At 59.8% G+C, this 23538-nt stretch carries 22 protein-coding genes; 12 read left to right on the forward strand and 10 right to left on the reverse strand.

The features are described from left to right. Positions 1-24: 24 nt before the first annotated feature. The 3 genes from NQ519_RS02060 (at position 25) to NQ519_RS02070 (ending at position 5662) form a co-directional block, all read left to right on the forward strand. A complete protein-coding gene (locus NQ519_RS02060; RefSeq protein ID WP_019149726.1) occupies positions 25-3405 on the forward strand; it encodes a SusC/RagA family TonB-linked outer membrane protein in 3381 nt (1126 codons plus the stop codon). A gap of 12 nt (positions 3406-3417) precedes the next feature. Continuing rightward, complete coding sequence (locus tag NQ519_RS02065) at positions 3418-4830, forward strand: RagB/SusD family nutrient uptake outer membrane protein (protein ID WP_044118582.1); 1413 nt, start codon at positions 3418-3420, stop codon at positions 4828-4830. 82 nt (positions 4831-4912) lie between these two features. Beyond that, positions 4913-5662, forward strand: a complete 750-nt coding sequence (locus NQ519_RS02070) for a LytR/AlgR family response regulator transcription factor (RefSeq protein ID WP_227901048.1) — start codon at positions 4913-4915, stop codon at positions 5660-5662. A 124-nt stretch (positions 5663-5786) separates the two neighbouring features. Here NQ519_RS02070 and NQ519_RS02075 read toward each other — a convergent pair whose 3' ends face one another. From NQ519_RS02075 to lpxK, 3 genes are read right to left on the reverse strand one after another with little or no spacing between them, the layout of a single operon-like run. After that, positions 5787-6299 carry a single-stranded DNA-binding protein gene (locus tag NQ519_RS02075; protein ID WP_019149723.1) on the reverse strand — a complete coding sequence of 171 codons (513 nt, stop codon included), beginning with the start codon at positions 6297-6299 and terminating at the stop codon, positions 5787-5789. Then, the gene (locus tag NQ519_RS02080; protein WP_019149722.1) at positions 6300-7109 is read right to left on the reverse strand and encodes a purine-nucleoside phosphorylase; all 810 of its coding nucleotides are present in this window, start codon (positions 7107-7109) and stop codon (positions 6300-6302) included. Beyond that, a complete protein-coding gene (gene lpxK, locus NQ519_RS02085; RefSeq protein WP_019149721.1) occupies positions 7093-8136 on the reverse strand; it encodes a tetraacyldisaccharide 4'-kinase in 1044 nt (347 codons plus the stop codon). The genes NQ519_RS02080 and lpxK overlap by 17 nt, the downstream gene beginning before the upstream one ends. A gap of 148 nt (positions 8137-8284) precedes the next feature. On the opposite strand from lpxK, the gene NQ519_RS02090 reads away from it, so the two are divergent. The 5 genes from NQ519_RS02090 to NQ519_RS02110 all read left to right on the forward strand — a co-directional run bounded on the left by NQ519_RS02090 (position 8285) and on the right by NQ519_RS02110 (position 11781). Beyond that, positions 8285-9580 (forward strand): M23 family metallopeptidase, encoded by a 1296-nt coding sequence (locus NQ519_RS02090; protein WP_019149720.1) that lies wholly within the window; start codon positions 8285-8287, stop codon positions 9578-9580. 4 nt (positions 9581-9584) lie between these two features. Beyond that, positions 9585-10322 carry a 2-C-methyl-D-erythritol 4-phosphate cytidylyltransferase gene (ispD, locus tag NQ519_RS02095; protein ID WP_019149719.1) on the forward strand — a complete coding sequence of 246 codons (738 nt, stop codon included), beginning with the start codon at positions 9585-9587 and terminating at the stop codon, positions 10320-10322. Further along, the gene (locus tag NQ519_RS02100; RefSeq protein WP_019149718.1) at positions 10306-10842 is read left to right on the forward strand and encodes a PH domain-containing protein; all 537 of its coding nucleotides are present in this window, start codon (positions 10306-10308) and stop codon (positions 10840-10842) included. Before ispD ends, NQ519_RS02100 begins: the two co-directional genes overlap by 17 nt. Positions 10843-10885: 43 nt before the next feature. Continuing rightward, entirely contained in the window at positions 10886-11050 is a 165-nt protein-coding gene (gene rd / locus NQ519_RS02105) for a rubredoxin (protein ID WP_019149717.1), read from the forward strand. A 155-nt stretch (positions 11051-11205) separates the two neighbouring features. After that, a complete protein-coding gene (locus NQ519_RS02110) occupies positions 11206-11781 on the forward strand; it encodes a hypothetical protein (RefSeq protein WP_227901047.1) in 576 nt (191 codons plus the stop codon). A 177-nt stretch (positions 11782-11958) separates the two neighbouring features. On the opposite strand, the gene NQ519_RS02115 is transcribed toward NQ519_RS02110, so the two are convergent. Then, positions 11959-13986: a dipeptidyl-peptidase 3 family protein gene (locus NQ519_RS02115; RefSeq protein ID WP_410517896.1), complete on the reverse strand. Its 2028-nt coding sequence runs from the start codon at positions 13984-13986 to the stop codon at positions 11959-11961. A 108-nt stretch (positions 13987-14094) separates the two neighbouring features. Between NQ519_RS02115 and panC the strand changes: the two genes are divergently transcribed. Genes panC through NQ519_RS02135 form a run of 4 tightly spaced genes read left to right on the forward strand, consistent with a single transcriptional unit; the run spans position 14095 to position 16872 of the window. Next, the gene (gene panC / locus NQ519_RS02120; RefSeq protein WP_019149714.1) at positions 14095-14931 is read left to right on the forward strand and encodes a pantoate--beta-alanine ligase; all 837 of its coding nucleotides are present in this window, start codon (positions 14095-14097) and stop codon (positions 14929-14931) included. After that, on the forward strand, positions 14931-15290 hold the full coding sequence (gene panD, locus NQ519_RS02125) for an aspartate 1-decarboxylase (protein WP_019149713.1): 360 nt from the start codon (positions 14931-14933) through the stop codon (positions 15288-15290). The genes panC and panD overlap by 1 nt, the downstream gene beginning before the upstream one ends. 59 nt (positions 15291-15349) lie before the next feature. Beyond that, on the forward strand, positions 15350-15862 hold the full coding sequence (locus NQ519_RS02130; RefSeq protein WP_019149712.1) for a DUF456 domain-containing protein: 513 nt from the start codon (positions 15350-15352) through the stop codon (positions 15860-15862). 41 nt (positions 15863-15903) lie between these two features. Further along, on the forward strand, positions 15904-16872 hold the full coding sequence (locus NQ519_RS02135; protein WP_019149711.1) for a hypothetical protein: 969 nt from the start codon (positions 15904-15906) through the stop codon (positions 16870-16872). 92 nt (positions 16873-16964) lie between these two features. On the opposite strand, the gene ahcY is transcribed toward NQ519_RS02135, so the two are convergent. The 6 genes from ahcY to ftsH are packed head-to-tail and all read right to left on the reverse strand — an operon-like array spanning position 16965 to position 23529. Then, entirely contained in the window at positions 16965-18374 is a 1410-nt protein-coding gene (gene ahcY, locus NQ519_RS02140) for an adenosylhomocysteinase (protein WP_019149710.1), read from the reverse strand. 4 nt (positions 18375-18378) lie between these two features. Beyond that, complete coding sequence (locus NQ519_RS02145; RefSeq protein ID WP_019149709.1) at positions 18379-18744, reverse strand: riboflavin kinase; 366 nt, start codon at positions 18742-18744, stop codon at positions 18379-18381. Beyond that, positions 18744-19850 (reverse strand): AI-2E family transporter, encoded by a 1107-nt coding sequence (locus tag NQ519_RS02150; RefSeq protein WP_019149708.1) that lies wholly within the window; start codon positions 19848-19850, stop codon positions 18744-18746. Before NQ519_RS02150 ends, NQ519_RS02145 begins: the two co-directional genes overlap by 1 nt. 4 nt (positions 19851-19854) lie before the next feature. Continuing rightward, the gene (locus tag NQ519_RS02155) at positions 19855-20538 is read right to left on the reverse strand and encodes a phosphatidylserine decarboxylase family protein (RefSeq protein WP_019149707.1); all 684 of its coding nucleotides are present in this window, start codon (positions 20536-20538) and stop codon (positions 19855-19857) included. Positions 20539-20556: 18 nt separating this feature from the next. Beyond that, entirely contained in the window at positions 20557-21405 is an 849-nt protein-coding gene (locus NQ519_RS02160; protein WP_026076324.1) for a phosphatidate cytidylyltransferase, read from the reverse strand. A gap of 33 nt (positions 21406-21438) precedes the next feature. After that, on the reverse strand, positions 21439-23529 hold the full coding sequence (ftsH, locus tag NQ519_RS02165) for an ATP-dependent zinc metalloprotease FtsH (protein ID WP_019149705.1): 2091 nt from the start codon (positions 23527-23529) through the stop codon (positions 21439-21441). Positions 23530-23538 lie beyond the last annotated feature (9 nt).

Genomic DNA, 23538 nt, shown 5'->3' on the forward strand with positions numbered 1-23538 from the left:
ACTCAAACACAACTATTTTACAACATGAAAAAACTCCTTACGTTATTCGTCCTGATCTGTCCCCTGCTGGCGCTGGCGCAGCAGACCCGGCAGATCACCGGCCAGGTCCTCGACCGCGCCGACGGGGCACCCCTGGTAGGCGCCACCGTCTTCATCGCGCCCGAGGAGACCCAGGCCAAGAATTACAACCCGCAGGGAACCATCGTCTACGAGCAAGGGCGTTTCGCCTTCAAGCTGCCCGTGAGCGTCAAGAAAGTCGTGGTCAGCTACCTCGGCTACGAAGCCCAGACCATCGACATCTCGGGAAAAAGCAACTTCACGATCTACCTCTCGGCGACGGAAAGCAAGATGGACGCCGTCGTGGTGACCGGTTACCAGCGCATCGAAAAGCGCAAGCTCACCTCGTCGATCTCCAACGTCAAGATGTCGGACATCGCCCGCGACGGCGTGGCGAGCGTCGACGAGATGCTCTCCGGTTCGATCGCAGGTCTGACGTCGACTCCCACGACGGGCGCCCCGGGCGGTGCCAGCAAGGTCAAGATCCGCAGTACGGTGACGCTGAACGGCAACACCGACCCGCTGTGGGTGCTGGACGGCATGCCGCTCGAAGGCAACGACATCCCTTCGGACTGGTCGTCGAAGGACAATGTCGACAACCTCTACAACATGTCGATCGCGGGTCTCAACCCGGCCGACATCGAGGATATCACCGTGCTGAAGGATGCCGCGGCGACGGCCATCTACGGAGCCCGCGCAGCCAACGGCGTCATCATCATCACCACCAAGAAAGGCCGCCGCAACCAGGCCACGCGCGTCAACGTTTCGGCGTCGCTCTTCGTGACCGACCGTCCCAACCTCGACAAACTGAACCTGATGAACGCCTCGCAGAAGGTCGATCTCGAATTGGCATTGGCCGCCAACGGACGGCTCAACTACCTTTCGGGCATGGGCGGCGTAGCCCGTATTCTGGACCAGGCCGGAGAGCGCGCGGCGCTCGTCGGAGGCGGATTCTCGGCGCTCTCCCCCGAGACGCAGTCGGCGATCAATGCCCTGCGCAAAAACGGCACCGACTGGGGCAAGGAGATTTACCAGGTGGCGCTCAACCAGCAGTACAGCATCAGCATCTCGGGCGGCGGCAACAAGGCCAGCTACTATTTCTCGGGCGGCTACTACAATGAACAGGGAACGACCGTCGGCACGGGATTCGAACGTCTGAACCTCACGCTGAAAACCGACTACGACCTGCTGAAAAACCTGCGTTTCGGCGCCTCGGTGTTCGTGGGGCAGAATAAGAACGACTCCTATGTTTCGGATACGGACGTATTCACCAACCCCTCGCGCTACACCCGCACGGTGAACCCCTATCTGAACGCCTACAACCCTGACGGCAGCTATCTCTACGATCCCGACATGACAGCCCGGCAGCGGGACAGCGACGTTCTCGACTACAACTATTTCGAGGAGCGGAACAATACCGAATATACGCTCAAAACGCGCTCCATCAAGACGATCTTCGATCTCGACTACCAGCCGGTGAAAGGGCTGCGCCTCTACACTCAGTTCGGATTGCAGGTCGATAACTCGATGACCGAGAAGATGGCCCAGGAGAACTCTTATTTCACCCGTAAATACGCCCGCAACTCCGTTGTCGATGGCGTACGCTACATGCCCGAAGGCGGCGTGATCCAGAACTGGAACAGCGATATGTCGCAGTACAACTGGAAAGCGCAGATCGAGTATTCGGGAACTTTCGCCAAAAAACACGAACTGGACCTGATGGCCGGTATGGAGATGCGCGGAACGACCAACACCACCATCCACACCAAAGGCTTCGGCTACGACCACAAGACGATGGTCACCGAACCGATGCCCATTCCGTCGGGTGACGCCGGAGAGCGCCTCGCCAACAGCTCCTATTTCAAGCAATACCAGAAATCGTTCTACGAAAACCGCTATCTCTCGTACTTCTTCACCGGATCGTACACCTATGACAACCGCTACACAATCTTCGGCTCGATGCGTTACGACGGCACGAACCTCTTCGGCGTCGATCCCAAGTACAAGTTCAACCCCATGTGGTCGATCTCGGGTGCGTGGAGCGTCAACCGCGAAAAGTTCCTGCGCGATGCCAAATGGCTCGACAATCTGCGGCTGAGGGCTTCCTACGGAGCACAGGGCAACATCGACCGCTCGACATCGCCCTACATTCTCGGAACATGGACCACCCGGAACGTCGGAGGCAGCTTCGAAGATGCCATTTTCGTATCCTCGCCGCCCAACCAGAACCTGCGCTGGGAGACCACTTACACATGGAATGCAGCCCTCGATTTCGCGGCCCTCGAAAACCGCATCGGATTCACATTCGAAATCTACGGCCGCAACAGCAAGAACCTCATCACGACACGCACGATCCCGCAGGAGACGGGATTCACCTCGACATCGAGCAATTTCGGTGAAATGTCGAGCAAGGGTATCGAGTTCACGCTCAATACAGTAAACGTCCGCACGCGCGACTTCCGCTGGGAAACCTCGATCAACATCGCCCACAACACCGACCGGGTGGACAAGGTGCACATCGACGAAAACAGCTACACCCCTTCGAAGGAGGGATATTCGTCGAGCGCCGTATTCGCCTACAAAACCGCAGGGCTCGACGAGTACGGTATTCCCATGTTCTGGAAAGACGGACAGAAAGTGTCGCTTCGGGAGTTCACCGATTTCCGGCTCGACAAGACCGATTACGGATTCTTCGTCCTGTACGATCCCCAGGTTTCCACCTCTCAAAGCGCCATCCGCAACAATCTCTCCTACATCGGCTCACAAAACCCGAACATAACCGGAGGTTTCAACAACCGGTTCTACTACAAGAACTTCGACCTGTCCGTGTCGTGCAACTTCGTCTTCGGCCAGCTCGTGAAACGCACGCCGTTCTACAGCCCGACCCAAACCAGTCCCGGCGAGAACAACACGACCGAAATCGGACAGGTATGGTCTCCGGAGAACACGTCGGGCATCTATCCCGCCCTGACGGGCAACCTCAAACCGGACGGAACGACCTGGAGCGGATGGGACGAATGGGAAGCGAATCCCGATCCGTATTACCTCTACAACTGGATTCTGGAACAATACAATTCGATCAGCGGCGCCAGCCTGTTCGACAACTTCGACATCTGGTACAAGAAGATCAACTACTTCCGCGTGAACAGCATCCGCCTGGGATACGCCTTCCCGGAAAAGATCACCCGCAAACTCCACATGGCCGGTCTGCGCATCCACTTCGAAGCCCGCAATCCGTTCGTCATCGCCTCGAACTACGACGGATACTTCGATCCGGAGACCTACGGAAGCATCTATTCGCAACCGATGGCCCGCACCTACTCGGTCGGTCTCAATATCACATTCTAATACGTTCCGAACATGAAAAAAACAATATACATACTGCTCGCCGCAATGGGACTCGCCTCGTGCGACTATTTGGAGATCGAACCCGTCGGCCAGGTAATTCCGCACAAGGTATCGGAGTTCCGCGCCCTGCTCACGGACGGGTACTACAACTATGCACTGAACAACATCAGGCTCTATACGGGCCTGTTGTCCGACGAGGTCGGCAGGTTCGACACCAGCGAATTCTATGAAACCAGCTATGCCGTGGCACTCCCGTACAACTACACCTGGCAATACAACAGCCAGATGCAGGAACTCGCCTACCGGGAGTGTTACCGCAGTATCTTCTATGCCAACTCCGTAATAGACAGCGCAGCGGATGCCGACAACGACACCTCCGGCGAGTCCAAGGAACAGATCCTCGGCGAGGCTTATGCCATCCGCGCCTATATCCACTTCGAGTTGGTGAACATCTACGGCAAGCCCTACGATCCCGCCACGGCGGCGACGGACCGCGGCATCGTCCTCTCGACCTACACCGACATCGAACAGAAATACCGCCCGACGAACGTCGCGGCCGTCTACGAGCAGATTCTCGATGACATCGGGCAGGCCGAGAAGCTGATGACCGTGCAGAAACAGGAGGAAGCAGCCCTCAACTACCGGTTCTCGCTCGACGCAGTACAGGCCCTGAAAGCCCGCGTGTTGCTCTATATGCGCGACTGGCAGGGGGCTTACGACGCTGCGACCTCCCTGCTGCCGAAATACGCACTGCTCGATTTCAAGACGCTGAGCACCGATGCATCCGGGAAAGGCAACAGATACGAAGCCTCCCTGCCGTGGAAACAGGGCTCTCCGGAGGCCATTTTGGCCTGGGAACGTCCGTTCAGCGGCGGAGGCGGCGACTACATAAACGCCTGCCATCTCTCCGACGGAGTGCTCGGACTGTTCGACAGGAAAGAGCGGGAGGACGGGGCATCCGGAAATACAATCGTCTACTCCGAAGACCTCCGTTACAACTATATCACGACGCGAGGCTCCGATTACATCGCAGCCCGGGTATCGTCGGACCGGAGCTCGCTCCGCATCGCCGAAATGTACCTGATCGCAGCCGAAGCCGGATCGTACCTGACCGGAGAGCTGGACAATGCCAAGGGCTATCTGCTCGACCTGCAAAAAGCACGCTTCTCGGCCGACGGATATGAAGTCAAGGCGGCAGCCGTCCGGACCATGACCGCCGAACAGTTGCGCGCAGAGGTGGCCGATGACCGGGCCCGCGAATTCCCGATGGAAGGCCACCGCTGGCTCGACCTGCGCCGCACGACGCGCCCCGCCATTGCCAAGACCTACGACGGCGGTTCCTACACGCTCAGCGAAAACGATTCCCGTTACACGCTGCCGTTCCCGCAGTCGGCCGTCAACGACAATCCCGAACTGAACAACTAAACCGAGACCCCATATCGGGGTCCGCAGCAAAAAAACAGTCCGGTTTTTGCACCGGACTGTTTTTTTTGTAATTTTACACGTCATGAAAGCCATCATCATCGAAGACGAACCGTTGTCGGCTGCCGAACTGCGCACGTCGCTGGCCGAGGTGGCCCCGTACATCGAAGTCGTAGCCACGGCTTCGTCGGTCGCCGAAGCCGCCGAAACGGTGGGCCGTGTCGAACACGACCTGATCTTCATGGACATTCACCTCGAAGACGGCAGCGGATTCGACATCTTCGAACGTGCCGATATCACCGTGCCGGTCATCTTCATCACGGCGTACGATTCCTATGCGCTGAAAGCCTTCGAGAACAAGGGCATCGACTACCTGCTGAAACCCTTCGGTCTGGACGACCTCCGGCGGGCCATAGATAAGCTGGGACTTCTGTCGGGGGGGGGAATCGCGTCTGCGGAGCACGGCGCCCCGACGCAGACGCCTCCGGTATACCAGGAACGGTTCCTGGTGCACATGGGCGCCCGGATGCGATCCGTCACCACGGCGGAGATCGCCTATTTCATGGCTGACGGCAAGTATCTCCACCTGATGACGCACGACGGAAAAGACTACATCCTCGACCGTTCGCTGACCGACGTGGGCGAGAAACTGCCGCCGAACCTCTTTTTCCGCATCAACCGCCGTTTCATCGTCTCGTTCGACGCCATCCGGGAGATGATCCGTTATTCGGGAAGCCGCATCAAGGTCCTGCTCAACCCGCCCCTCGCCGAAGGCGAGGAGGCGTTCGTCAGCACCGACCGCGTGCCCGACTTCCGCGAGTGGCTGAACCGGTAACCAACCGTTTTTCGATTTCAAACGAACGAATTTCGCGCATCGTGAAAAACGGGGCGGATGGATCGTACTTCGGTACATTCCATTCGCCCCGTTCGGGGAACGTGCTGAAACAGCCGCTTACGAATCAGAACGGCAGGTCGTCCGGATCGTCCGCCGGAACAGAGGGAGACGAAGGTGCCGCAGCCTGAGGCTGAGGAGCCGCAGCAGGTTGCTGATAGCCCCCCTGCTGATAACCTCCGCTTTGCTGGTAACCGCTCTGCTGCGCACCGTAGGCCGGGGCCGGAGCGCCGTCCGAAGCAGGATTATCACTGCGACGGCCCAGCAAATTCATCGTATCGGCCAAAATCTCCGTCGTATAACGTTTGTTGTTGTCCTTGTCCATCCACTCGCGGGTGCGCAAGCGCCCCTCGATATAGATCTGCGAACCCTTGCGGACAAAGCGGTCCACAACGTCGGCCAGACCCCGCCACAGCGTGATCGTATGCCACTCGGTGTGTTCCTTCGTTTCGTTGGCCTGACGGTCGAACAGCCGTTCGGTCGTCGCCAGGCGGATGCGGGCGACCTTCGCGCCGCCTTCGAGCGTGCGCACTTCGGGGTCTATGCCCACATTGCCGATCAGTATGACTTTATTTACCATTTATTGAAGATTTTTAATCATTTTGCGGAAAAGAACCTCCATGCGCACCCCGGCCTTTTTGCCCTGACGCTGCACGTCCTCGTGGTCGCCCACTTCGTCCGAAAGGCCGCAGTTGGTGATGACCGAGACGCCGAAGACCGGGATCGACATGTGGCGCGCCACGATCACCTCGGGAACGGTTGACATGCCCGCGGCATCGCCGCCGATGGCCTTGAAATAGCGGTACTCGGCCTGCGTCTCGAACGTCGGGCCCGTGCCGCCGACATAGACGCCGTACTGGAGTTTGATATTCTCCTCCTCGGCGATCTTCGTGGCCGCGGCGATCAGCGACTTGTCGTAGCAGTTGTGCATGTCCGGAAAGCGGGGCCCCAGCTCGGCGATGTTGGGGCCGATCAGCGGATTGGGCATCAGGTTGATATGGTCGGTGATGACCATCAGGTCGCCCACGCGGAACGAGGTGTTGATGCCCCCCGAGGCGTTCGACACGAAGAGGTATCGGATGCCCAGCTGCTGCATCACGCGCACGGGGAAGGTCACCTGCTGCATCGTATAGCCCTCGTAGTAGTGGAAGCGGCCCTGCATGGCCACGACCCTGCGACCCTCGACCGTTCCGAAGATCATCCGGCCCTTGTGACCCTCGACCGTCGAGACGGGGAACCCGGGTATCTGCTTGTATTCGATGGCGAACTGCGTGTCGATCCGGTCGGCGAAATCGCCCAGCCCGGTGCCGAGCACGATGCCGACTTCGGGCGCGAAATTCCGGGTCTCGGCCTGAATGAAAGCGGCCGTCTTCTTAATTTCCTCTAACATCTTCTTCCAGTTTTTGCAGAAAATCCGTTGCCGAATCCTCTATGAATGAAATATTTATCGGTAGATAATACAGGTTGCGGCGGACCGCCTCGGGAATCTTCTTCCGGTTGGTCATCTTCACCGCATCTTTCTCCGTCGTTACAATCACCGCGCCGGGATGCTTCGCCAGCAGCGCTTTCAGGGCGTTCATGTCGCGGACCTTGTAGACGTGGTGGTCTTCGAGCGTCATCTCAGCCACGACGGCATAGCGTTCGCGGAGGGTTTGCAGGAAGGGTTTGGGGTTGCCGATGCCCGAAAGGGCGATCACCGGACGCCCCTGGGCCAGCGGTTCGTCCGGAGCCTCGCCCACGAAGAGCGGCTGGGGCATGAAACTCTCGAAACGGGTGAAATAGACCCGCTGGTAGGCCACCTGGATCAGCACCTTGCGCAGAATGCGCCGGTCGATGGGCGCCATCCGCTCGGGGCACTTCGTGACCACGAAATAATGGGCGCGGTGCAGCTCTTCGGGCAGGTCGCGCAGCGTGCCCAGCGGCAACATCCGGTCATGCTGGATGGGGCGCGTGGCGTCGATCATCACGACATTGATCTTCGGCTCCACGTAGCGGTGCTGGAAACCGTCGTCCATCACGATCAGATCGACTTCGGGGTGTTCGGCGCAGATGCGGCGGATGCCGTCGGAACGTTTCTCGCAGACGGCGACCACCGTGTCGGGGAATTTGAGCTTGATTTGCAGCGGTTCGTCGCCCACGTCGCGGTAGTGCGAATCGCAGCGCACCTCGCGGTAGCCCTTCGTACGCCGCCCGTAGCCGCGCGAGAGCAGCGCCACGTTGTGCATCTGCGACATGTAAGCGATCACCATTTCGGCCATCGGGGTCTTGCCCGTGCCGCCGACGGTGATGTTGCCGATGCAGATGATCGGGATGTCGAACTTCTCGCTTTTGAGGATGCCCCAGTCGAAGAGGCGGTGACGGAACGTCACCCCCGCTTTATAGAGGACAGCCGCAGGCGCGAGCAGAATTTTCAACATCTTTCCAACCGGTTTGTACAGATAACTTTCAAAGGTAACGATTTTTCCCGGGATTGCCAAACGCAAATCCGCAAATCTCGGCCGATCGCCGCAAATAGCATACTAAATGCAGCGGGCGACGCGTTTTTTTACTATCTTTACGGCATCTATGAAAAATTTCAGACTCACGATATGCGCCCTGCTGCTCATGACCGCAGGCGCCTGCAACCGGACGCAGGGTCCGGCGGCCGGAACGGAAGGGGCGGAGGAGCCCCGCAACCTGCTTTACGGCATCGACGCCGACAACTACCGCATCGAAACGGGCGAAGTGGGGTCCGGGGAGACGATGGGCAAAATACTCAACGGATTCGGCGTCTCGGCCTACACGGTCGACCGGCTGGACAAAGCTTCGAAGGAGATTTTCCCGCTGCGCAACATCCGCGCGGGACACAAGTACGCCGCCTTCATCCACGAGGACTCGCTCTACGCCCCCCACCTCGACTACCTGGCCTACGAACTTTCGGTGACGGATTACGTGGTCTTCGGATTCCACGACAACGACTCGGTGTCGGTGCGCCGCGACTGCAAGGACTACACGCTGCGCCGCACGAAGAAAAGCGCCGTCATCAACTCCTCGCTCTGGGGCGCCATCATGGAGCAGGACCTGCCCTATGCGCTGGCCGCCGAGCTGGAGGACATCTACCAGTGGACGGTCGATTTCTTCGGCATCCAGAAGGGCGACAGCTTCACGGTGATCTACGACGAACGATTCATCGACGACTCGGTGTCGGTGGGCATCGGACGCGTCTGGGGCGCGAAATTCGCCCAGGGCGGCAAGGAGTATTACGCCATTCCGTTCCGTCAGAACGGCAAGATCCAGTACTGGGAGGCGGACGGCGCGAGCCTCCGCAAGCAGATGCTCAAAGCCCCGCTGAAATACTCGCGCATCAGTTCGAAATTCACCTACGCGCGCAAGCACCCCATATATAAGGTTTACCGGCCGCACACGGGCGTCGACTACGCCGCGCCGAAAGGCACCCCCGTACACGCCGTGGCCGACGGCACGGTGATCTTCAAAGGCTGGGGCGGCGGTGGCGGCAACACGCTCAAGATCAAGCATGCGGGCGGCCTGCAGACGGGTTACCTTCACCTGAGCGGCTATGCCAAGGGCATCACGAAAGGGTCGCGCGTGGCGCAGGGTCAGCTGATCGGCTACGTCGGATCGACGGGCGCTTCGACGGGTCCCCACCTCGACTACCGCGTGTGGAAGAACGGCACGCCGATCGATCCGCTGAAAATCCCGCAGGAACCCGCGGAGCCGATCTCGAAGGAGAACCGCCCGCTGTTCGAATACGTCCGCGACCGCATCGCGGCCGAACTTTCCGGCGACGTGAAGCCCGAAGAGCGGATCACACAGCTGGATTCGCTCGTCCTGCCTGCGGCCGCCGCACAACCCCGACAGTAAGCCTATGGAAAGCACGGGAATCATTATCGTAGCCGGAGGCAGCGGGCGCCGCGCAGGAGGCGCCCGCCCCAAGCAGTTCGCGTTCCTCGCCGGAATGCCCGTACTGGCGCGCACGATCAACAACTTCGCCGCGGCGATGCCCGGGGCGGAGATCGTCGCCGTTCTGCCGGAGCAGCACATCGAATTCTGGAACAACCTCGCGGCCCGTTTCGACGTGGCGGCGCACACGGTCGCCGCAGGCGGCGCCGAGCGTTTCGACTCGGTCAGGAACGGGCTCGCGGCGCTGACGACCGATCCCGAACTGATCGCCGTGCAGGACGGCGTGCGTCCGCTGGGAACGGCCGAAATGATCCGCCGCGTGGCTGCCGCCGCGGCGCGCCACGGAGCCGCCGTCCCGGTCGTGGAGGCCGTGGATTCGTTCCGCGAAACGGAGGGGGAACCCGACGCGGAGGGCGTCGTACCCTCGCGGATCGTCGATCGGCGCCGGCTGCGCATCGTGCAGACCCCGCAGTTCTTCCGCGCCGAGGTGCTGCGCCGCGCCTACGAGACGGAGTACCGCGCGGAATTCACCGACGACGCCTCGGTGGTCGAAGCCGCCGGATACCGGGTGTGCCTGGCCGAGGGCGAGCGCGGAAACCTGAAACTCACCACCCCGGAGGATTTCACCGTCGCCGAGGCCCTGATCGCAGCCCGCGAGGAGGCCGGGGAAGAACGAGCAACGACCGATGCAGAGCATCTATAAATACCGTTTCGACCGTCGCACGATCTACTGGACGCTGGTCTACCTGGTGGTTTTCATCCTCCTGGGCGGACTGCTCTACCACCTGTACGAAGGGGGTTATCTCTCGGCGTGGTTCACGTCGTTCATCGTGGCGCTGATCGCCCTGATGTCGCTGTCGATCCCCCGCCGGATCGTCGTCTCGGACAAGACGGTCGAAATCCGCTGCCTGCTCGACATCACCGAGATCCGCCGCGACGAAATCGCCTCGGTGCGCCGCGTGGACGCCCGGCGGATGCAATGGTTCGTGCCGATCTTCGGCGGATGCGGATTCTTCGGCTACTACGGCCACTTCATCGACCTGCGCCGGTTCGACCGCGTGCGGCTCTACGCCTCGGAGTGGCGCAACTTCGTCGAGATAACGGACATCTACGAAGACCGGCTCTACGTCTCGTGCGCCGATGCCGACCGCCTCGTGGCCGAACTCACGCCGCCGGGCGGCAACCGTCCCGACGACGAAGAGGAGGAAGAAAGCGGCAGTTAATTTGCAGAAACATCATTCACCCTAATAAAACAAACAGCAAAAGATGAAAAAGTATCGTTGTGTAGTCTGCGAGTGGATCTACGATCCCGCAGTCGGCGATCCCGACGGAGGCATCGCCCCCGGAACGCCTTTCGAAGAGATTCCCGACGACTGGGTATGCCCCGTCTGCGGTGTGGACAAGAGCAATTTCGAAGAGGTCGCAGAGTAGACCGGAAAGCGAGGCGCATCCCCGAAAAGGTGCGCCTCGCGGCATTTCGGAGAGCCGTTTCAAAAAAATCGGGGGGGGGTATACAATCTCCGCCGATTTTTGTTATTTTTGTCCGTCGCGCACGGTGCGCGGCTAAAAATCAAATCAATACGATGATGAAAAAAATCCTATTCCTGATGGCCGCAGCGGCCGTGATGTGGGGAGGGGGTAATGCCGTAACGGCGCAGTCCCTCGAACCCGAATTCGAGGGTGAGGTCGTCGGCGTATTCCCCGACGGCACGTCCAAAAAGCTCGAAAAACACAACGTGCGGATGCGAACGGGCGCCGGCGTCTACATCGCCGGATTCGCAGCCAGCAAATCCAAAACGAAAGTACTCGTGGAAGGCGGTTCGGCCAGCGTGCGGTTCGACGCCTCGCAGCCGATCGCGCTCATCGTCCGCGCCAAGGACAACAAGGCCGATCCCATGTCCATCGTGCGCGTCTTCCGCATGAAGAGCAGCAAGAAGAACCGTTCAGCGGTGATCTCGGCCGTCGGGTCGTTCTCGGTGAGCTCCAACACCATGGACTACCTGCGGTTCACGGCCGAGAAATACGGCGAAAGCTCCTACCGCCTGACCTTCGACGAACGTCCCGCAGGCGAATACGGCGTCATCGTCTCGAACCCCAACAACGTGGACGAGAAGATGGTGATCGTCTCGGCGTTCGCCATCGACGGCGGAGCGAAAGAGTGATCCCGGAAACACGCCGTCGTTTCCGATCAGTGCGGTGCAGAGCTTCTCTGCACCGTTTTTGATTGTCGCGGAGCAAATGCCGTGCATCGTGAAGAATCCCCGGATGGGCAGTCCTCGGCGGACGTTCCATTCGGGGATTCGAGGGATGTGCGGCAGGTGCGCCGCAATCATCGGAAACTAATTGACGTTCGGCAGGAACGAATAGTTCTTCGAATAGCCGAGCATCTGCTCCACGTAATTCGCCGGGTAGGAGATCTTCACATCGACGACCTTGCCGTCCTTCTCCACCAGTTCGAATTCGGGGTTCACGAAACCGCCGTAAGGCTCGATGTTGAGCGCATAGTAGCGGTCGCGGACCTCCTTGTGCAGCTCGGGATCGACCACGACGGCATACCGCTCGACCAGCTCGCGCCCGGCCTCGTAATCACCCTCGGATTTGATGCGCTGCACCTCGCGGAGCATCTCGCCGAAGAGCCCGCGCAGCTTCTCGAAATCGTTGACCACCACGTAGGTCTTGCCGTTCTCCTTTACCATTTCGATCACGTTGTCGGCCTTGCCGCGCTCGTAGCACCATTCGGAGATCAGTTTGCGGTTGCGCATGTGCGACTCCTCGACGTTCTTGCCCAGCTCGACGCGCGCCAACTGGGTCATCATGCCGTTCAGAATGTATTTCGCATAGCCCGCCTTGGCCACGTCGAACGACGGAACCAGCCCCAGTTCGACCATCTTCGGGTCGCCCAGGTAGTAGAGGCCGAAGAGGTCGGCGCGGGTCTCTTCGAGCGTCGAACCGTAGCTTTTCAACTCGCCGCCCTTGACGCCCGGCGCCAGCTGGCCCGAACCGTGGCCCAGACACTCGTGAAGGTCGGTGTGGAGGTCGTCGGCCAGCTTGCCGTATTTGTCCATCCGCTCGCGGTCCTCGGCGCGGAGCACGAACTCCTCGTTGAAACCGTTGCCGTGGGCGGCCATATCATAGGCATAGGTGATGTTGTCGATGGTGACCGACTTCGAACCGTACTCCTTGCGAATCCAGTCGGCGTTGGGGAGGTTGATGCCGATGGGCGTCGAGGGATAGCAGTCGCCGCCCAGCATCGCCACGGTGATGACCTTGGCCGAAACGCCCTTCACGACCGGCTTGCGGTAAGCCTCGGCCACGGGCGAGTGGTCCTCGAACCACTGGGCGTTCTCGGAGATGACCTCCGTGCGGTGGCAAGCCTCCTTGTCCATGAAGTTGACGTTGCCTTCCCACGCCGCCTTGCGGCCCAGCGGATCGCCGTAGTCCTCGATAAAGCCGTTGATGAAATCGACGTTCGACACGGTGTCTTTCACCCAGCCGATGTTGTAACGGTCGAACTCTTTCAGATCGCCCGTCTTATAGTAGCTGACGAGCGCCGCAATGTTGCTCTTCTGCGGCTCTTTGGCCACGGCCTGCGCCTTTTCGAGCCAGTAGACGATCTTCTCGATGGCCGGCGAATACATGCCGCCCACCTTCCAGACCCGCTCGTAGATGCGGCCCGTCTTCTCCTCCTTCACCAGCTGCGAGTTCAGGCCGTAGGAGACCGGCTCGGGATTGCCCGCATCGGCGGCGGCCATGTCGGCGTAGAACTTCTCGGCCTCGGCCTGGCGCACGTTGCGGTAGTAGTTGCCCGACGAGGTCCACAGCAGATCGTCGCCGACCCGCTGGTTCAGCCGCGTCTTGTACATCTCGGGATTGAAGATCGCATTGCAGACCATGCCGATCATGCCGTTCAGCTCGCCGAAACGCTCCACGGGAATCGACTCGCAGACGCCGAGGAAATACGACTCGGTAAATTCGGGCACGAACTTGTCGTTCGAATAGTGGTGGTGGATGCCGTTGGCGAACCACACCTTTTTCAGATACTTCTCCAGCGCTTTCCATTCGGGCGTCGTGCGGTCTCCGGCGTAATTCTCATAGACCACCTCCAGCGTGCGGCGCACGGGGAGGTTGACGGCGCAGTTCTGGTCGAAGAAGATGTCGCGTCCGCACTTGGCGGCCTCGGCCAGATAATAGACGAGCTCCTTCTCTTCGAGGGGCAGTTCGTCGAAGCCGGGGACTTCGTAACGGATGACCTTGATGTCGTCGAAACGATCGACGATCCACGGCGCCTCGCCTTTGGGCGACTGGCTGCACGAGGTCTGTGCAAAAATAACAGATGTCATAGAAACAATGGTAAAAAGCCTTTTCATGTCTGTTCAGAGTTTATATTCTTACAAAAGTAATGCTTTTTCTTCGATTTTCCTTCGTTATGTCTGAGGGAATTTCTACCTTTGCCCCGCAACTCGTTTCAAAAAGAGATGAAAGTATTTACAAGCGTCAAGGAGCTTCGCGCCGAGTTGGACCGGACGGAGCAATCGGGCATCGGATTCGTTCCCACGATGGGCGCCCTGCATGCGGGGCACCGTTCGCTCGTCGAGCACGCGCGGAAGGAGAACGCCACAGTCGTCGTGAGCGTCTTCGTGAATCCCACGCAGTTCAACGACAAGAACGACCTCCGTCACTACCCCCGCACCCCGGAGGCGGACCGGAAACTCCTGGAGGAGGCCGGCGCGGACCTCGTGCTGATGCCCTCGGTCGAGGAGATCTACCCCGAGGAGGACACCCGGGTCTTCGACTTCGGGCAGATCGACAAGGTGATGGAGGGCGCGACGCGTCCCGGCCATTTCAACGGCGTGGCGCAGGTCGTCAGCCGCCTGTTCGACATCGTGCGTCCGGCGCGCGCCTATTTCGGGGAAAAGGATTTCCAGCAGATCGCCGTCATCAAGGCGATGGTGGCCCAGCTGCGGCTGCCGGTCGAGATCGTGGAGTGCCCGATCGTCCGCGGCGACGACGGGCTGGCGCTCTCCTCGCGCAATCAGCTGCTCGACGCCCCGCACCGCGCCGCCGCACCGCACATCTACGCCGTGCTGCGCCGTGCCGCGGAGAAATCGCACGAACTGACGCCCGCCGGACTGAAAGCGTGGGTGACGGCCGAGGTGGAGAGCGATCCGCGGCTCAAAGTGATCTACTACCAGTCGGTCGATGCGCTGACGATGCAGGAGGTGCCGGCATGGGACGCCTCGGAACGCATTCAGGGCTGCATCGCCGTACAGGCGGGAGACATCCGTTTAATCGACAATATCCGAATCCGATAATGAAATTCCAGATTGAAGTCATCAAATCGAAGATCCACCGCGTAACGGTCACACAGGCCGACCTGAACTACGTGGGGAGCATCACCATCGACGAGGCGCTCATGGAAGCCGCCAACATGATCGAAGGCGAGAAGGTCCAGATTATGGACATCAATAACGGAGAGCGTTTCGAGACCTACATCATCAAGGGCGAGCGCGGCAGCGGCTGCATCTGCCTGAACGGCGCCGCGGCGCGCAAGGTGCAGGTCGGCGATGTCATCATCATCGCCTCCTATGCGCTGATGGATTTCGAGGAGGCCAAGCAATTCCGGCCGTGGATCGTATTCCCCGACACGGCGACCAACCGGCTCGTCGAATAACGCCGCAGGCCGGCAGGCCCGGCCGCGGAAAAGCATAAAATCACCCGAAGCCTCTTCCGATGGACATCACGCTCTCCCTGCTCGCTTTCGCACTCTCGATACTGGGCATCATCGGTTGTATCGTGCCCGCCCTGCCGGGCGTGGTGCTGAGCTACGCGGGGCTTCTTTGCGCCTATTTCACCTCCTATTCCCAGATGGGCGCCTCGGCGCTGTGGCTGTGGCTCGGGGTGACCGTCGCCGTGAGCGTCGCGGACTATTTTCTCCCGGCATGGATGACGCGCCGCTTCGGCGGTTCGCGCGCGGGCGCCATCGGCGCCACGGTGGGCGTCTTCGCAGGGTTCTTCCTTTTCCCGCCCGTGGGCATCTTTCTCGGTCCCTTTCTGGGCGCCGTGCTGGGCGAACTGCTCAACGACCGCAGCGACGTGCCGAAAGCCTTTCTGATAGGGTTCGGTTCGTTCCTCTCGTTCATCGTCGGCACGGGGATCAAGATCGCCGCCTCGGCGGGCATGCTGATCCACGTCGCAGCCGACACATGGCCCGCGCTGAGAGGCTGGTTCGCAGTGACTTTCTGAAAAAAATATCGCAAATTTCGGATAATAAACAGATTCTCTCCATGGAAAAACTGCTGTTCGACAATACCCTGTACAATTATTACGAATATCCGTCCGAAAAAGAATTCGAGAAGGTAATCATCTCCCAATCCGCCAACATTTTCGGCAGCGACAGCCTCTATGTGGATATCAAAAAGCGTATCGGGGACAGTATCGTAACGATACCGGACGGCTACCTGATCGACTTTTCATTCCAGGCCGATCCCCGGCTCTATATTATCGAAAACGAACTGGCAAAACACGATCCTTACAAGCACATCGGCTCCCAAATACTGAAATTTGCCATTTCGTACAAGGCCAGCGGCCGACATATCAAAAGGTTTCTATTGGATTATATCATCCAAAACGGATTCCAGCAACAGATCGAAAACAAACTTGTCCATACCAAATATCGCAATATCGACGATTTTATGGAAAGTCTCATTTTCGAGAAGCCCATCGCCGCTATCGTCATCATCGACCGCATTACGGAAGAACTGGACAATGTATTGAGCCAGCTGACGATCGACACCGATATCATCGAATTCCAGACATTTGCCAACAACGACAATACGATTCATAAATTCACGCCTTTCAATGCAGAGATACGCGAGTTGAGCAATGCAAAATCGACGTTGACCCCCGATGAATTGAATACGATCGTAGTTCCGGCACGGGAACAGGGTTTCGAAGAATTTATCGAAAACAATCGCTGGTTTGCAATACGGATTCATGCCTCGATGATCGACAAACTGAAATACATAGCGGCATACCAGATTGCTCCGATTTCCGCAATAACCCACTATGCCGAGATAGCTTCCATTGAAAAATGGCAGGATACGAACAAATATATCGTGTATTTCAAGCAGGCGCCAACTGCCATAAATCCGATTCCTCTGGACAAAGACAAAAAGGGACTGGCCCCACAGGCACCCCGATATACATCGTTCGAAAAATTACTCAAAGCCAAAAAGTTATCCCAGGTTTTTTAACGTCATAGGCCGGATTCCACGATCGACTGTACAAAAATCCCCGTATGAATCTTAATCATACGGGGATTTAATGAAATACAGAATCGCCTATTCTAATAGCGGTAGTGCTCGGCCTTGTAGGGTCCCTCCTCGGGAACGCCGATGTAGGCAGCCTGCTTGGGAGTCAGGTGTGTCAGTTCGACGCCCAGATTGTCCAGATGCAGGCGTGCGACCTCCTCGTCGAGGTGCTTCGGCAGGCGGTAGACCCCCACTTCGAGACGCTTCTCCCACAACTCCATCTGCGCGAGGCACTGGTTGGTGAAGGAGTTCGACATCACGAACGAAGGGTGTCCCGTGGCGCATCCGAGGTTCACCAGACGCCCTTCCGCCAGAATGAAGATCGAATGTCCGTCGGGGAAGGTGAACTTATCGACCTGCGGCTTGATGTTCAGTTTCACGGCAGCCGATTTTTCGAGGCGTGCCATCTGAATCTCGTTGTCGAAATGGCCGATGTTGCAGACGATGGCCTGATCGCGCATCTTCTCCATGTGTTCCAGCGTGATGATGTCGCAGTTGCCGGTGCAGGTGACGTAGATGTTGCCCTCGGCGAGCGCGCTCTCCACGGTCTTCACCTCGAAGCCCTCCATCGCAGCCTGCAAGGCGCAGATGGGGTCGATCTCCGTGACGATCACCCGGGCACCGTAGGAACGCATCGAGCGGGCGCACCCCTTGCCCACGTCGCCGTAACCGCACACGACGACCACCTTGCCGGCGATCATCACGTCCGTAGCGCGCTTGATGCCGTCGGCCAGCGACTCGCGGCAGCCATAGAGGTTGTCGAACTTCGACTTGGTGCACGAATCGTTGACGTTGATGGCCGGAACGAGCAGTTCGCCGGCCTCCTGCATCTGGTAGAGGCGGTGTACGCCCGTGGTGGTTTCCTCGCTCACACCCTTCCACTCGGCGACCGTACGGTGCCATCTTTCGGGCTCCTCGGCCAGAATCCGCTTCAGCGTGTCGAGAATCACCTCCTCCTCGTAGGACGAGGGCTCGTAGTCGAGCGTCGAGGCGTCGTTTTCGGCCTTATAGCCCTTGTGAATCAACAGCGTGGCGTCGCCGCCGTCGTCCACGATCAGCTGCGGCCCCTTGCCGCCGGGGAACGAGAGCGCCATGGCGGTGCACCACCAGTACTCGGGCAGCGTCTCGCCCTTCCACGCGAAGACCGGAACGCCCGCGGCGGCGATGGCCGCGGCGGCATGGTCCTGCGTCGAGAAGATGTTGCACGAGCACCAGCGCACGTCGGCGCCCAGCTCCACGAGGGTTTCGATCAGCACGGCGGTCTGGATGGTCATGTGCAGCGATCCCATCACGCGCACGCCCTTCAGCGGCTTCCGGGGCCCGTATTTGCGGCGCACGGCCATCAGTCCCGGCATTTCGTGCTCGGAGATCTCGATCTCCTTGCGGCCCCACTCGGCCAGCGACATGTCGGCGACCTTGTAGGGAAGTGTCAAATCCAAATACATATTCCTATCTGTTTCTTAAAATATATTCCTTGTCCCGGGCGATCTGCTCCCGAAGCTCCTCCACCGTGGCGAACCTGCGTTCGTCGCGGATTTTTTCGAGCAGCTCGACGCGCAGCGGACGGCCGTACAGCTCGCCCCCGAAATCGAAAATATGGGTCTCCAGACGCCGTTCGACGCCTCCGACCGAGGGGTTGCGCCCCAGGTTCGACATCGCGTCGTAGATCCGTCCCCCGACCTCGGCCCGCGAACGGTAAACCCCGTCGTCGGCCGCGACCGTCTCCGGAACGGCCAGATTGGCCGTCGGAAAACCCAACTCACGCCCCAACCGGCGTCCGTGCTCCACAACGCCCTCGATCAGAATCCGTTCCATCAGATTTTTTCAGTCAGTTTGCGCACCAGCCGGAACTGCGAGAAGAACTCCTTGGCAAAGACGCGGATCACCGTGTAGGACGGGATGGCCAGCAGCATGCCCAGAATCCCCGCCAGCGACCCGGCGATGAGGATCACAAGGAAAATCTCCAGCGGATGAGCCTTCACCCGCGCCGAATAAAGCGCCGGCTGGAGGATGAAATCGTCCATCCCCTTAATAATCAGCAGTGACCCGACAATGATGAAGACCGTATGTCCCACGCCCATCCCCTCGATCGGCGAAACGATGCCCACGAAGACCGAGACGATGCCGCCGATCAACGGCCCGGCATAGGGAACGACGTTCATCACCCCCATGATGAGGCCGATGAACGCAGCGTCGGCGGCCTTCATCCCGAAAGCCATCATCACCAGCGACACGGCGACCGTCAGCAACAGGCTCTCCGAAAGGATGCCCGTGAAATAACGCGCCAACAGCACCGTCACCGAATCCAGCGCCCGGGTGATGTTGTCGTGGTAGTGTTCCGGGAAGACCGCCGTGACCATCGCATAGAAGAGCCCCTCCTCCTTGAGGAAGAAGAAGGTGATGAACGAAATGGAGAAGACGGCGATCACCGACGACAGGACCACGTTGATGATCGACGAGAAGATCGTATTGAGCGAATTGATGTCGATGACCTGTTTGAGGGCCGAGGTCAGTTCGTCCGAGAGCGAGAAGGTGCTTTCGGGCAGCGAAAAGAGCACCTGCAAATCGTGCTGCATCCGGGCGATGGGTTCGCCGATCCTCCCCACGACCGCGGCGAAATCGACATGGGCGAACTGGTTGATCTTGTTGAAGACCAGCGGCACGAACAGCGAGCACAACGTGGCCACCACCACCCAGATCACCGCGAGGGTCGCCAGCGCAGCCAGCCAGCGCGGCACCTGCCACCCTCTGAAATGCACGCCCGCAAGGCGTTTGACCAACGGACGCCCCATGACGGCCAGCACGGCCGAAACGAGGATGTAGACGACGATCGACGAGAAATACCAGACCAGAAAGAGCACGACCGCGGCGATTGCCGCGCCCGCGATGAACCGCAGGAAGGTCTGGGGCGTCGCCTTCATCGTCCTATGCGTTTTCTATGTTCTTGCGCAGCCGGGCGATCGGGGTCTGCGACCCCACGGTGGGATCGCCGATCTCCACCAGCAGTTCGCTGTCCTTCGGCACGAGCACATCGACGCGCGACCCGAATTTGATGAATCCGCAGACGCTGTTTTGCTCGACCTGATGGCCGACGGTCATGTACGAGATGATGCGCCGGGCGATCAGCCCCGCGATCTGGCGGAAGAGCACCTTTTGGCCCGAGGGCATCCGCACCACGGTGGTCGTGCGTTCGTTCTCGGTCGAGGACTTGGGGTGCCACGCCACCAGGAAACGCCCCGGATGGTATTTGAAATACTCCACCTCGCCGCCCACGGGAACCCAGTTCATGTGGACGTTGGTGATGGACATGAAGATCGAGATCTGCAACATCTCCTCTTTGAGGTATTCGTTCTCCGACACGACCTCCGTCACGACCACGCGGCCGTCGCAGGGGGCGAAGACCAGGTCGGCATCGTGGATGCGCACCCGGCGGGGCTCGCGGAAGAACGCCACGATGAAGAACCAGAACAGCAACAGCACGACGGCGCTGAACCACAGCAGCGAGATGTTCGCGTCGTGGACCAGCAGATGATAGAACAGCCACCACAGGAGCAGGCAGATAACTCCCGAAACGCCGATGATCTTATATCCTTCCTTATTGATTCTCATAAACGTTAAGGTTTGCAGTTACATCACAAAAAGCATATAGACGAAGACGAACGGCGCCGACAGCAGCATGGCGTCGAAACGGTCCAGCACTCCGCCGTGGCCGGGGATCAGCGCCCCGGAATCCTTCACGTCCGCGGCGCGCTTGAACATCGACTCCACCAGGTCGCCCAGCACGCCCGAAACTGCCGCGACCAGCGCCAGCCCGGCCCACGCCACGTAGCCGCCGTCCAGCACCCGGGCTGCGACCAGTCCCATGACGACGGCCCCGGCGACGCCGCCGAAGAATCCCTCCCACGACTTTTTGGGCGAGAGGCGTTCGAACAACCGGTGACGGCCGACCGACATGCCCACCAGATAGGCGAAAACGTCGTTGCACCAGATGATGAAGATGTAGAAAAGCATCACCCAAGGGTTCCAGACATCGCTGCCGATCATCGGGATATAGCACATCACCGAAAACGGCAGGGCCACGTAGACCACGCCCATCAGGGTCGTGCCGATATCGGCGGCGGGATTCCCCTGCCGGCGGTAGAGTTCGCAGATGAACATGGCGGGCAGCGACAGCAGCAGGAAAGCCAGTCCGCAGGCAAAAGCCTGCCGGGCGCTTCCGAGTATCTCGATGTCGTCCGAGACAAAGGCGAAATTGAGGGCGAACAACACCGCCCCGGCCACCAGTCCCACGATCCGCTGGGGATGGCTGCCCTGCTTCTCGGCCAGCGTGTAGAACTCCGACATGCCGACCACGAGCAACGCCATCAGCAGCAGGCCGAAGCTCCACTGCGACCAGATTACGGCCCCGAGCACCACCGCCGCGAGGACTGCCCCGCTCAGCGTGCGCACCCGGAGGTTCTTCATTTTTTCACTCATCTGTTTTCAAGGGTTGTAGAGGGTTCGACGGGGTTATTCGGCTTCGGGTGCGGCGACGGACGGGGCTGCGGGAGCCGCTTCGGGTTTGTCGGGCCCAGCCTCAGGGCCGGCGACCGCGGCAGCCTGCGTCCCGGCCCCGGGTTCCTCCCCGGCGGGAGTGCCGCCCCCGGCCTTGGCTTTCGCCTCGGCCTCCTTGCGCTCGCGCTCGATGTCCTTCTTGCGCTTGCCGAAGATGCGCTCGACATCCTCGGTGAAGACCACCTCGCGGGAGAGCAGCAGCTCGGCCAGCTCTTTCAGGCCGTCGGCGTGCTCGCGCAACACCTGCTCGGCCATCTTATAGGCTTGCTCGATCACCCGTTTGGCCTCGGTGTCGATCTGCTGGGCCGTCTGCTCCGAATAAGGCTTGGTGAAAGCCATGTCGCTCTGGCCCGTGGAATCGTAATAGGAGAGCGTGCCGACGTTCTCGCTCATGCCGTAATAGGCCACCATAGCGTAAGCCTGCTTGGTGACGCGCTCCAGATCGTTCAGGGCGCCCGTCGAAACCTGCCCGAAGGTCAGCTGCTCCGACACGCGGCCGCCAAGCGTGGCGGCCAGTTCGTCCATCATCTGCTCGCGCGTGGTGATCTGGCGCTCCTCGGGCAGATACCAGGCGGCGCCCAGCGCCTTGCCGCGCGGGATGATCGTCACCTTGATCAGCGGGCTGGCGTTTTCGAGAATCCAGCTCACCGTGGCGTGTCCGGCCTCGTGGAAGGCGATCACGCGCTTCTCCTCGTCGGTGATGATCTTGTTCTTGCGCTCCAGACCGCCCACGATCCGGTCGATGGCGGCGAGGAAATCCTCTTTCGAGATGAATTTCTTGTTGTGGCGGGCGGCGATCAGCGCAGCCTCGTTGCAGACGTTGGCGATGTCGGCGCCCGAGAAACCCGGCGTCTGACGCGCCAGGAACGAACGGTCGAGCTGCGGATCGAGCTTCAGCGGACGCAGGTGAACGTTGAAAATCTCCTCGCGCTCCTTCACGTCGGGCAGCCCCACTTCGATCTGACGGTCGAAACGCCCGGCGCGCATCAGCGCCTTGTCGAGGATGTCGGCGCGGTTCGTGGCCGCGAGGACGATCACCCCCGTATTGGTCTGGAAACCGTCCATCTCCGTCAGCAGCTGGTTCAGCGTATTTTCACGCTCGTCGTTGCCCGAGAATCCGGCGTTCTTGCCGCGGGCCCGGCCGATGGCGTCGATCTCGTCGATGAAGACGATGCACGGGGCCTTCTGCTTGGCCTGCTCGAAGAGGTCGCGGACACGCGAGGCGCCCACGCCGACGAACATCTCCACGAAATCCGAACCCGAAATCGAGAGGAACGGCACGTTGGCCTCGCCCGCGACGGCCTTGGCCAGCAGGGTCTTGCCGGTTCCCGGAGGGCCTACCAGCAGCGCGCCCTTCGGAATCTTGGCGCCCAGCTCCTTGTATTTGTCGGCCTTTTTGAGGAAGTCCACGATCTCCATGATCTCGACCTTGGCCTCTTCCAGACCCGCCACGTCCTTGAATGTCACGCGCTTGGCATTGTCCTTGTCGAAGACCTGCGCCTTGGCCTTGCCCACGTTCATAATGCCCCCGCCGCCTCCGGCGCCGGCGCCGCGCGACATGGAGCGCATGACGAAGAACCACGCCCCGATGATGACCACCCACGGCAGCAGGTTGATCAAAATGCTGGTCCAGTCGTTGGCCTTGTTCTCATAGATCACCGGGACCGTCTGCCCCGAGGTCTCCTCGGCGGCCTTCAGATCCTCGCGAAACGAATCGACCGACCCGATGGTGAAGATCAGCTGCACGCCCGTATCGGGCAGGCGGCGGAATCGTTTGTCCGTCGAGTCGCTGCGGTATTTTTCGGCGGCGTCCTTTTTCAGGAACACCTGCGCCTGGTCGCGGTTGACGACCTGAATCTTCTCCACGTCGCCCTTCTCGACCATCTCCCGGACGGTGGTCCAGTCGCTGGGCAGGGGCGTGTCGTTGACATCGCCGAAGACGTACCAGCCGATGATGAACGCGCCGATCAGGCCGTAGATCCACAGCATCGAGGGCCGCGGCATGTTCATATTCATTTTATTGTTGTTCTTGCGTTTCTGTGTCATAATGCCTTT

This window comes from Alistipes senegalensis JC50 (assembly GCF_025145645.1).
Classification (GTDB): Bacteria; Bacteroidota; Bacteroidia; order Bacteroidales; family Rikenellaceae; genus Alistipes; species Alistipes senegalensis.